This is a genomic window from Amycolatopsis sp. NPDC102389, assembly GCF_044765885.1.
In the GTDB taxonomy this organism is placed as follows: domain Bacteria; phylum Actinomycetota; class Actinomycetes; order Mycobacteriales; family Pseudonocardiaceae; genus Amycolatopsis.
Genome location: NZ_JBIWKX010000055.1, coordinates 41,140 through 51,970 on the forward strand (window position 1 = coordinate 41,140; position 10,831 = coordinate 51,970).

The window sequence follows — 10,831 nt, forward strand, 5'->3', positions numbered from 1 at the left end:
GTTGTGCCGTTTGACCACACTCACCTCTTTTCTAGCGTGTCCTTCACAAGAGCAGACAGGGCGTCCCCTGGTGCTCACCGGGATTTCCAGCGAGATGAGAGGAGGTGGCCCATCAATGACCGGTACGGGATATCAGGCAGACGCAGCTGCGATGGCGCGCGCCGTCCAGGGGTTCGAGGAGACCGCGTCGAACGCCAAGACCACGATGGCCAGCCTGGAGAGCGAGCTGACCCAGACCCTGCACAACTACAAGGGTGACCAGGCGGTCGCGTTCTGGGACCTGCAGCGCCGCCTGCAGGAGAAGATGACCATCGCCGTGAACGAGCTCAACACGATGTCGCGCCTCGTTCACGAGAGCAACCGGAACTACAACTCGGGTGACGAGCAGGTCCGGGAAAGCCTCACCGGGGTCAGCGGAACCGTCGACCAGACCGTGATCCACCGGCTGAACCCCTGATCCGCGAGAGGACCACCAATCATGGCTGACGTCGTCGAAATCAACTTCGCCGCGCTGCAGCACAGCTCGGCCTCGCTGGCCGCCAAGGCCAAGGCGCTCACCTCACAGCTCGAACAGCTGCACACCAACCTGCAGCCGATCACCCAGACCTGGTACGCCTCCGGCAGCTCCGCCGGTGAGGCCGCCCGTGCGTCTGAAACCCGCCTGCGCCAGGCCACCGCGGACATCGTGGCGATCATCGCGCAGTTCGGTGGCAAGGTCGGCGACGCCCACGATCTCCAGCACAGCCTGGAGAACCGTAACCAGGGTCTGTTCGCGGGCTGATCCCCATCCGTCGGCCGGCCGGTGCTTTCACCCCCCTCGGCACCGGCCGGCCGGCTTTGCGCGTAGTCGTCCCCCTTGTCGGCGTGGCCGTTCACGAGAGAGCCGGGATCAATGCAAGACCAGTCGTACTACGTCCATCTGGAATCACTGAAGGACTTCGTGCGGGAACTGGAGACCCAGATCCACGCGATGTCCAAGCCGAACGACTTCCTGCTGACCCTGAGCGAACAGCCGCTGCTGTTCGGCGAGTTCGGGGAGGCGGGTTCACTCGGCAAGGCGCATCAGGCGGCCGTCGCCGAGATGCAGGGCCTGCTGGATCAGGTCAAGGGCGCGATCGCGTTCGCACAGGACGTCACGACGACCGTCGCCGACGGCTACGCGGCGGCCGACGACTCGGTGGCGGGCGACATGAACCACTCGAGCCAGCAGACCGGCTTGCTCGATCCGCTGCTCAACGTCCTCGGGGGCGTGCTGGGCGGTAACAGCGGCTCGAACGGCGGGGGGAACAAGGGATGACCGACACCGCGCACACGAACTTCGCCGCGTACTCGCACCAGCAGCTCTACGCGATGCTGCAGGCGGGCGACCCCAACACGGCGCGCCACGCGGCCCACAAATGGCAGTCCACCGGCGCCGGGCTGTACGAACAGGCCGAGAACCTGACCGGCGAGCTGAAGGACTTCTCCGGCAGCTGGACCGGCGGAGCGGCCGACAAGTACCACACGATGATCACCGACCTCGTCGGCGGAATCCGCAAGGTCGCCCAGACCGCGAACGCCATGAACCACCTCCTCGAGGACGCGGCGGACGCGCTGGTGAAGGCCAAGAAGGAGATGCCGCCGCCGGTCGCGGTGCCGGACGTCTCCCCCGCCGATCTCGCGCTGGCCGTCAATCCGCCGCTCCTGCCCGCGGATTCGTCGCAGGCGACGATCATCAACGCCGCGCAGCAACGGCAGCAGGCCATCGCGAACGTCGAAGCGCAGCAGCAGGCCGCGGGCGCGGCCAGCGCGGCGCACAGCAAGGCGATCGTGGTGATGACCCAGCTCGCGGGCGAGTACTCCACGGCGGAAGAGTCCATTCCGGCCTCGCCGAACGCCGTCACCCCGCCGCCGGTCACCGGTGGCGGCACCGCTCCCGGCGGCTCGATCGGCAACGACATCGGCGGAACGCCCGGCGTGGGTGTCCTGCCGGGCGACAACACGCATCCGCTGCCTTCGGACGGCTCCACGCCGCCCACCACCGGGCAGCCGGGCCAGGTCCCCAAGTCGAACCCGTTGTTCGGCGACATGTTCACCGCCGGTCTCGCCGCGGCCTCGGCCGCCGCCTTCGGCCGGTTCGGCTCGATCATGCCGCGGGTGCCCGCGTGGGCGAACGGCAAGAACGACGGCAAGGACAAGAACGGCGAGCCCGCGGGCGGCGGTGCCGGTGCGGGCGCGACCGCGGGTGGCGCAGGCGGCGGCCTCCCGATCGGTGGTGGCGGCGCGCCGTCGCTGGACGGTGGCGCGATCGGCGCCGGCGGTGGAGGGTTCTCCGGCCCCGGTGAAGCACCGGCCGCGTTCTCCGGTCTGGCGGGCGACGGCGGCTCGGGCAGCGCGATGAGCGGCCTGGCCGGCGGAGCGGCCGGTGCCGCGGGCGCGGCGGCGGCCAAGGGCGCGATGCCGATGATGCCCATGATGCCGATGGGCATGGGCGCGGGCGGCGACCTCGGCTCCGGACGGCGGATCCCGCCGTGGCTCGTGGAGACCGAGAACGTCTGGGGCCAGTCGTCCCCGGTCGCTCCCGCCGTGCTCGGCGAAGAACCCGAACAGTACTGATTTTTCCGACCAGGAGAGGCGGCTCGGTGATGGCATCCAGTGCGGGCGGTTACCGAGTCGCCCCCGCCAGGCTCGAAGCGGCGGCGGCCGAACTCGAACAGCGCGCCGGCGTGCTCAAGACCGCGCAGACCGCGCTGTCGGGTGAGAACGTCCCCGCCGCCGCGTTCGGCCAGGTTTCGGCTTCCGGCGCGGCTTCGGCCACGTACACCAAGACGATCAAAGACGTCGCGAGCAAACTCGATGGCCAGATCACCAAGGCGACGGTGATCCACCAGGGCCTGACGGCCGCGGGCGGTGGCTACCGGCGCGCCGACGTCCAGGTCGCCGCCTCGTACCGGTCGCTGCTGCCGGAGAACCTGTTGCCCAAGGCCGGGAATCCGGCAGGCGTCGGCGGCGCGGCCGACACCGGATCCTGGGCGACCGCGATCGCCGAAAACCGCACGAAGGTCTCCGACGCGCTGACGTCGGAACGCGAACGGCTCGCGAATCTCCTGGCACACGGCGGGAAAGCCGACGACATCGCGAGCGCGCGCACCCGGATCGCGCTGTACGAGGACATCCTCGCCAACGACCGGCAGATCCTGCGGTTCGACCCGTCCGGTAACGGGCGCATCGCCGAGCTGGTCGGCCGCATCGAGCCGGGCACACGCAACGTCGGGTTGTTCGTCCCCGGCGTCAACACCTCGTTCGACAACTTCCAGAGCTACGCCGACCTCGGCAAGAGCCTGGTCGCCGCGGACGCCACCGGCCGGACCGCGATGGTGGTCTGGGCCGACGGGGTCTTCCCCCAGAACGTCATCACCGAGGGCCCGGCCGCGCACTACGCGCAAACGATGGCGCCCGACCTCAAGGCGTTCGGCGACGAACTGCGCGGCCAGATCGACAGCCACGCCGGGCCGGGCGTCGTGGTCACCGCCGTCGGGCACAGCTACGGCGGCGCGACCGTGGGGCTCGCCGAGCAGCTCGGACTCAGGGCCGATCAGGTGCTGCACGTCGAATCCGCGGGTATGGGACACGGGATCTGGAGCCCGAGCGACCTCCCGGCCAGCCAGGCCGGTGTGCAGCGCTACTCCATGACGGCCCCCTTCGACCCGATCGTGGTCGCGCAGGGAAACGCGGGCCTCGTCGAATGGCTCGGCGCCGGGCACGGAGCGGACCCCGACCGCTTCCCCGGCGTCGTCGAACTGGAAACCGGCCGCGACGCGAACGGCGATCTGCAGTGGGGTTTCGATTCCCACAGCGGTGTGCTCAAGCCGGGTTCCGATTCCTGGAACAACATCTACGGTGTGATCACGGGCGGCGCGGTCACGCACGAGGGCTTCACCGGCGGCTCGCTGCGCGAGATGGTCATCGAAGGCGTCGGACGAGGCTTGTGAGGGGCTGGTCATGATCACCAGGAACACCGAGCTCGACCCGCTGGCCGAGGACCTCACAGCGGTCATCGACGGCGTCGCGGGCACCTTCGGCACCACCGCGGAACGCACCGTGGAAGGCGAACTGGACTGCGATCCGGCGCAGCCGGGCCGGTCGCTCTGCTGGCAGTACGGCCTCCGCGTGGACGACGCGACCGACGCGATCCGCAAACTCGTCGACGTCGTCCTGCCGCTACTGGAAGGCCAGGGCTGGCGGTGGCGCGACCGCAGCAACCCGCGTGAGCTGATCGCGCAGTTCAGCCGCGACGGCGCCGACTTCAACGTGCACGTCTCCCGCGCCGGCGACGGCGTGGCCATCGTGGGCTCGACGGCCTGCGTATCCGTCCCCTAAAACTCCAAGGGGTCGCGAAAGACCTCGTGAGCGGCGGCGGTGTCCCCCAGTACACCGCTGCCGCTCACGAGGCGCGGAATCGCGAAGGTTTCCAGCCCCGGCGCTTGCCCCGCCGGACGGCGGCCACCACCACACCCGCCGCGATGGCGAGCGCCACCCCGGCGATGGCGAGCACACCGGAAACCTTGTCGGCCCGGGTGGGGGCCGGAGCCGCGGCGGGGGCGACGAAGGTGTCCGGACCGACGCTCGGCGGTCCTCCCGGGCCGGGCGTACCGGCCGGGATCGAGGCGGAAACGGCGGCGTAGGCGTCGATCGCGCCCCAGCCCCGCCGGGGATCGTGCCCACCGCTCGGGCCGCGGTGCGCGGTCAGCGTCAGCCGCGCGACGATCTGCTCCGGCGACAGCTCGGGGTGATACGCGCGCACGAGCGCGGCGACACCCGCGACGTGCGCGGCGGCCAGGCTCGGGTCGCTCACCGGCCACCGGTGCGCCACCGTCCCGCCCGCGCCGGCGGAGGTGCTGACCAGTTCGGCGCCGGGCGCGGAAATCCCCACGTAGGAACCGGATTCCGTCTGCACCGCCTCGCCGGCCTGGTTGGTCGACCCCACGGCGAGCACCCCTGGTGTCGCGGTCGGGTACGACGTCTGGCCCTGCTGGGTCCCCGCGGCGGGCGAGATGATCAGCGCGCCCTTCTCCTTGGCGCGCGAAACGGCACCGGTCAGCGCGGGGCTGTCGGAGGCGGCCGGGACGGCGATCAGGAGGATCCCGGCGCCGCGGTTCAGCGCGGTTTCGATGGCGGACGCGAGCTGCCCGGGATCGCCGCCGCCGTTCACCTGGGTGTAGCGGATCGGCAGGATCTTGGCGCCCGGCGCGATACCGGTGAACGTCGTGGACGGATCCGGTTGCGCGCCGACGATCCCGGCGGCGATCGTGCCCCGGCCGTCGCAGTCGTCGGCCGTGGTGCCCTGGCCGCCGACGAGCTGGCCGGGCGCGAACTGGCCGTTGCCGCCGTCGACGCCGGTGCCGATCACCGCGACCAGCTGGCCGGTGCCGCGGGACAGCGGCCAGAGCCGCACGGGATCGATCAGCCGTTGTCCCCAAGGAACGGCGGCGGTGTAGGTGCCCGTCGGGTTCGCGCACTGCTCGGCGACCGCCGTCGACGGGACGGGGGTGCCGAGCAGTGCCATGAAAGCCACGCACCCCGCGACGGCACTTTTACCGGCAAAGCCCACCATTCCTCCAGAATTCCCTTGTCACACAAGGGAATTCTAGTGCTGGAGGTCAGCGAAGGTCCATCCCGAGATCGAGCGCGGGCGAGGAATGTGTAAGCGCCCCGACTGCTAGGAAGTCCACACCGGACTCCGCGTACGCCCGCGCGACGTCCAGCCGCAGACCGCCCGAGGATTCCAGGCGGGTCTTCGGGGAAACCTCGTCACGCCGGTCGACCGCTTTCGCGCATTCGTCGGGCGTGAAGTTGTCGAGCAGCACCTCGTCGGCGCCCGCGGCGAGCGCCTCCTCCAGCTGGGCCAGGTCGTCGACCTCGACCTCGCAGTGCAGTTCGGGCGCGTGCTCGCGCGCGGCCGCGAGCGCCGCGGTCACCGAACCGGCGGCGACCACGTGGTTGTCCTTGATCAGCACCGCGTCGCCGAGCCCGAGCCGGTGGTTCACCCCGCCGCCGGCACGCACCGCGTACTTCTCCAGCAACCGCAGCCCGGGCAGGGTCTTGCGGGAATCCCTGACCCGGCAACCGGTCCCCTCCAGCGCGGCCACCCAGGCGGCGGTCGCGCTGGCGATGCCGGACAGGTGACACAGCAGGTTCAGCGCGGTGCGTTCGGCGGTGAGCAGGCCGCGCACCGGACCGCGCAGGACGAGCGCGGGCTCACCGGCGGTCAGCCGGTCGCCGTCGTCGCGGGCGGCCAGGATCTCCAGCTCCTTACCCAGCACGAGATCGAACACCGCCAGCGCAAGCGGGATCCCGGCGACCACACCGGCCGTCCTCGGGGTGAGCTCGGCCAGCGCGCGGGCGGATTCCGGCACGGTGGCGTTCGTCGTCGCGTCGGGCCCATAGCGCAGATCCTCGGCCAGCGCCGTCGTGACGACCCGGTGCGCGTCGGCGACGTCGAGACCGTGATCGGCCAGCGCCTTGACGACCCACGGGGAGAATTCGCTCATGCCACACCCTCCAAAGCGATCGGATCGGCCAGTACCGGCTGCCCCGACGGGCTGAGCCGGATGAGCTGACCGCGTTGCCAGACATCGTCGTCGCGTTCGGGGAAATCGGTCCGCACGTGGCAGCCGCGGGACTCCGTCCGGCGCGCCGCCGCCGCGACCAAGGCCTCGGCCACCAAGGTGAGCGCCGCGTCCTCCACGACCCGAGGAGTCCACAAAGGACTCTCGGTCACGGAAAGATCCAGCACCGAACCCACGACCGAAAGACCTTCCGCGTCGCGGCCGATGGCGGCGTACCGGCTCATCGCCCGCTGCAGCGCGTCGCGATCGGCCACCGCGACCTTCGCCGGAGGCAGGAGCACACCGCGGCGCGGGTCGGCCAGCAAGCCGGCGGCGAGATCGATGGCGACCGCTTCCGCCACCCGCTGACCGACGACCAGACCTTCGAGCAAACTGTTGGACGCCAAGCGGTTCGCGCCGTGCAGGCCCGTCCTCGCGACCTCGCCCGCGGCGTAGAGACCGCGAACACCGGACCGTCCGTCCACAGTGGTCACCACGCCACCGCAGGCGAAATGCGCCGCCGGCGTGACCGGGATCGGCTCCTTCGCCGGGTCCAGCCCGATCGCCGCGCACGCCGCGTGCACGGTCGGGAACCGTTTGGCGAAGCCGGAAATCCCGGTGGCGTCGAGGAAGACGTGGTCGTCGATACCGCCGGGCGCCTGCGTCATCCGGCGCGTGATCGCCGCCGAAACGACGTCCCGGGGCGCGAGATCGCCGAGCGGGTGGACTCCCCGCATCACCGAAGCACCCGTCGCGTCGTGCAACGTCGCGCCCTCGCCGCGCACCGCCTCGGTGACCAGCGGAAGGCGGCCGCGCGCCCCGGGCGTGAACAGGACCGTCGGGTGGAACTGGACGAACTCGACGTCCGCGACCTGCGCGCCCGCGCGCAACGCCAGCGCCAGCCCGTCCCCCGTGGCGAGCTCCGGATTCGACGTCGCCTGGTACAGCTGCCCCAGTCCGCCGCTGGCCAGCAGCACCGCCGGCGCCCGGACGGCGCCGGCCACCCCGTTGTGGTCCAGAACGGTCACCCCGGCGACCTCGCCCGCGGGCGTGCGGATCGCGTCGACGGCGATGTGGTGCTCCAGCACCGGGATCCGGCGGTCACCGGCCGTCGCGACCAGCGTCCGCTCGACCTCCGCCCCGGTGGCGTCACCACCGGCGTGAATGACGCGGAACGCACTGTGCCCGCCTTCCCTCGTCCGGGCGAGTTCGGGACGCCCGTCGATCGCCGGGTCGAAGCGGGCGCCCTCGGCGCGCAGCCGGGCCACCGCGGCCGGGCCGCCGTCGATGATCGACCGGACGGCGTCCTCTTCACAGAGCCCGGCACCGGCGATGAGCGTGTCCGCGGCGTGCTTGCCGACCGAGTCGCCTCGCTCGTGCTCGGTCTCCAGCACGACCGCGATCCCGCCCTGGGCCCACCGGGTGTTCCCGTCGGAAACGGCCGCCTTCGTGACCACCAGGACGTGCAGGCCGAGCTCCTGCGCCCGTAGCGCGGCGGTGAGCCCGGCCACCCCGCTGCCGATCACCACGAGATCGGCGGCGGCCTCCCAGACCGGGTGGGTTTTCGCCTGGAGAGCGGTAACCGGGCCGGTCATTCTCCGCCGCCAGGCTGCCCGATCTCGATCATGCGCTGCACGGAAGCGCGGGCACGGGCGGCGGTCTCGGCGTCGACGTGGACCTCGTCGGCCCCCTCGCGCAGCGACCGCAGGAGGGCGGCCGGCGTGATCATCTTCATGTACCGGCAGGACGCCCGGTCGTTCACCGCGCGGAAGTCGATCTCCGGCGCGGCCTTGCGCAGCTGGTGGATCATCCCGATCTCGGTGGCCACGAGCACCGACTTCGCCTTGGTGTCGCGGGCGGCGTGGACCATGTCGCCGGTCGAGAGGATCTTGACCCGCTCGGGGGCGACCGCGCCCTCGCCCGCCAGGTACAGCGCCGACGTCGCGCAGCCGCATTCCGGGTGGATGAACAGGTCGGCGTCCGGGTTCTCCGAAGCCCGCTCGGCCAGCTCGGCGCCGTTGATCCCGGCGTGCACGTGGCACTCCCCGGCCCAGATGTGCATGTTCTCCCGGCCGGTCACGCGTTTGACGTGCGCGCCGAGGAACTGGTCGGGCAGGAAGAGAACCTCCTGGTCAGCCGGGATGGAGGCGACCACGTCGACGGCGTTCGACGACGTGCAGCAGATGTCGGTCTCCGCCTTCACCTCGGCCGTGGTGTTCACGTACGACACGACGACCGCGCCGGGGTGCTCGGCCTTCCAGGCACGCAACTGCTCGCCGGTGATCGAGTCCGCGAGCGAGCAGCCGGCCCGCGCGTCCGGGATCAGGACGGTCTTCTCCGGCGCCAGGATCTTCGCCGTCTCGGCCATGAAGTGCACGCCACAGAAGACGATCGTGGACGCGTCACTGCTCGCCGCGATACGGCTGAGCGCGAGGGAGTCACCGGTGAAATCGGCGATGTCCTGGATCTCGGGGACCTGGTAGTTGTGCGCGAGCAGGACGGCGTCGCGTTTGCGAGCGAGGCTCCGCACCTCCTCCGCCCAAGCCGCGTCGGCGACCACGCCACCGTAGGGAGTCAAGTCGTTCTGCAGGGTGCTCGTCATTGTTCTGGCCCTCCTGGACCTGTCTCCGGTTTTCGCCTTATAATCGAAAACCGTGCGAAGTCATCTTAACACCCAGACCCCCCTCGCCCACGAGGTTTTGGGAGCGGTCCTTCAAGTGCGCTCGGACACACTCAGGGTCTTGCTGTGGCGCCGCGCGCTCGATCCGCATCTGGGTCGCTGGTCCCTTCCCGGCGGCAGGCTTCGCCCGGATGAAGACGTCGAGGCGTCCATCCGGCGGCAGCTCGCGGAGAAGGTCGACGTACGCCAGTTGAAGCATGTGGAGCAACTTGCGGTCTTCAGCGCGCCGGACCGGGTGCCGGGCCCTCGCGTCGTCGCGACGGCGTTCCTCGGCCTCGTACCGTCCGATGTGGACCCCGAGATCCCCGAAGACACCGAGTGGCACGACGTTTCCGAGCTCCCCCGGACGGCGTTCGACCACGAGTCCATCGTCCTGCGCGCGCGGGACCGGCTCCGCTCGAAGCTCTGCTACACGAACCTCGGGTTCGCGCTGGCCCCGGAAGAGTTCACCGTTTCGGCGTTGCGAGGGCTGTATTCCGCTGCGCTGGGTTACCGCGTGTCCGCGACGAACCTGCAGCGTGTGCTGTCCCGGCGCGGACTGCTCCTCCCCACCGGCCACACCGCTCCGCCCGGGCGCAGCGGCGGACGTCCGGCGGCACTGTTCTCCTTCGCGGGCAAGGGGATGCAGATCACCGACCCGTTCGCGGTGTTCCGTCCGCCCAGCGCGAAGTGACCGTCCTGCGAAGTCCTCGCGGTCCCCGTACCTTGAACGGGTGACCGAGCCGAGCGAGGAGTCCACCGGGAAGGCGATCTTGCCGCTGTTCCCGCTACAGACCGTGCTTCTGCCCGGAACACACCTTCCGTTGCACATCTTCGAACCGCGGTACCGGCAACTGATGGCCGACCTCGTCGCCGAAGTCGTCCCGGACCGCGAGTTCGGGGTCGTCGCGCTGCGTTCGGCGATGGTCAGGGAGGTCAGCGGGCCCGAACACGTCCACGAATTCGGCTGCAGCACGGTGCTGCGCGAGGCGAAACGGCTGCCGGACGGCAGATTCGACGTCGTCACCACCGCGCGGCGCCGATTCCGGCTGCTGGAGGTCGACCGCGTTTCCGCGCCGTACCTGATCGGCTCGGTCGAATGGGTGCCGGACGACAAGGTCACCACGGTGCACGGCGACACCGTGACCAGGCTCGCCGACGTGGCGAAGGCCGCGCACCGGCGCTACTGCGAGTCCGCCTGGAACGACGAGGACTGGACCACCCCGCCCGAGGACGGCGACATCGCGGCGCTCGCGTACCGGCTCACCGCGGACTGCCTGCTCCCGCTGGAGGACCGCCAGCGCCTGCTGGAGGAGACGAACCCGCTGCGGCGGCTGCGGATCGCGTGCCGTCTGCTGACGCGGGAGGCCGGCTTCCTCAGCACACTGGGCGCGGTCCCGATGCCGCCGGGGGAACTCGGCGAGTTCACGCGCCCCTCGAACCTGAACTGAGGCGCCAGCGGGTCGTGAGTGGCGATTCGGGTTAGAACACGATGTGCTGTTTCAGGACCTCACGGACAGATGTGTTTCAGGACTTGTCGGACAGTTTGGTGTTGAGTGGTTGGTAGCGTACTGCTCGGTTGAGG

12 protein-coding genes are annotated in these 10,831 nt (G+C 70.6%); 8 read left to right on the top strand and 4 right to left on the bottom strand.

The window, feature by feature from the left end:
• Positions 1–115 precede the first annotated feature (115 nt).
• From ACIRGA_RS32880 to ACIRGA_RS32905, 6 genes are all read left to right on the top strand, one after another.
• Complete coding sequence (locus ACIRGA_RS32880; RefSeq protein ID WP_073848466.1) at positions 116–457, top strand: WXG100 family type VII secretion target; 342 nt, start codon at positions 116–118, stop codon at positions 455–457.
• A gap of 21 nt (positions 458–478) precedes the next feature.
• On the top strand, positions 479–781 hold the full coding sequence (locus ACIRGA_RS32885) for a hypothetical protein (protein WP_005155348.1): 303 nt from the start codon (positions 479–481) through the stop codon (positions 779–781).
• A gap of 111 nt (positions 782–892) precedes the next feature.
• On the top strand, positions 893–1,297 hold the full coding sequence (locus ACIRGA_RS32890) for a hypothetical protein (RefSeq protein WP_400948528.1): 405 nt from the start codon (positions 893–895) through the stop codon (positions 1,295–1,297).
• A complete protein-coding gene (locus ACIRGA_RS32895) occupies positions 1,294–2,595 on the top strand; it encodes a WXG100 family type VII secretion target (RefSeq protein ID WP_400948531.1) in 1,302 nt (433 codons plus the stop codon). Before ACIRGA_RS32890 ends, ACIRGA_RS32895 begins: the two co-directional genes overlap by 4 nt.
• A gap of 29 nt (positions 2,596–2,624) precedes the next feature.
• Complete coding sequence (locus tag ACIRGA_RS32900) at positions 2,625–3,971, top strand: alpha/beta hydrolase (protein ID WP_400948533.1); 1,347 nt, start codon at positions 2,625–2,627, stop codon at positions 3,969–3,971.
• A gap of 10 nt (positions 3,972–3,981) precedes the next feature.
• Complete coding sequence (locus ACIRGA_RS32905) at positions 3,982–4,359, top strand: hypothetical protein (RefSeq protein ID WP_400948536.1); 378 nt, start codon at positions 3,982–3,984, stop codon at positions 4,357–4,359.
• 64 nt (positions 4,360–4,423) lie between these two features.
• On the opposite strand, the gene ACIRGA_RS32910 is transcribed toward ACIRGA_RS32905, so the two are convergent.
• Genes ACIRGA_RS32910 through nadA form a run of 4 tightly spaced genes read right to left on the bottom strand, consistent with a single transcriptional unit; the run spans position 4,424 to position 9,189 of the window.
• The gene (locus ACIRGA_RS32910; protein ID WP_400948539.1) at positions 4,424–5,593 is read right to left on the bottom strand and encodes a S8 family serine peptidase; all 1,170 of its coding nucleotides are present in this window, start codon (positions 5,591–5,593) and stop codon (positions 4,424–4,426) included.
• Positions 5,594–5,639: 46 nt separating this feature from the next.
• The gene (nadC, locus tag ACIRGA_RS32915) at positions 5,640–6,530 is read right to left on the bottom strand and encodes a carboxylating nicotinate-nucleotide diphosphorylase (protein WP_400948541.1); all 891 of its coding nucleotides are present in this window, start codon (positions 6,528–6,530) and stop codon (positions 5,640–5,642) included.
• Complete coding sequence (locus tag ACIRGA_RS32920; protein WP_400948544.1) at positions 6,527–8,182, bottom strand: L-aspartate oxidase; 1,656 nt, start codon at positions 8,180–8,182, stop codon at positions 6,527–6,529. Before ACIRGA_RS32920 ends, nadC begins: the two co-directional genes overlap by 4 nt.
• On the bottom strand, positions 8,179–9,189 hold the full coding sequence (gene nadA / locus ACIRGA_RS32925; protein WP_400948546.1) for a quinolinate synthase NadA: 1,011 nt from the start codon (positions 9,187–9,189) through the stop codon (positions 8,179–8,181). The genes ACIRGA_RS32920 and nadA overlap by 4 nt, the downstream gene beginning before the upstream one ends.
• A gap of 115 nt (positions 9,190–9,304) precedes the next feature.
• On the opposite strand from nadA, the gene ACIRGA_RS32930 reads away from it, so the two are divergent.
• Positions 9,305–9,940: an NUDIX domain-containing protein gene (locus tag ACIRGA_RS32930; RefSeq protein WP_400948549.1), complete on the top strand. Its 636-nt coding sequence runs from the start codon at positions 9,305–9,307 to the stop codon at positions 9,938–9,940.
• A 40-nt stretch (positions 9,941–9,980) separates the two neighbouring features.
• The gene (locus ACIRGA_RS32935) at positions 9,981–10,697 is read left to right on the top strand and encodes an LON peptidase substrate-binding domain-containing protein (protein ID WP_400948552.1); all 717 of its coding nucleotides are present in this window, start codon (positions 9,981–9,983) and stop codon (positions 10,695–10,697) included.
• Positions 10,698–10,831: the final 134 nt, after the last annotated feature.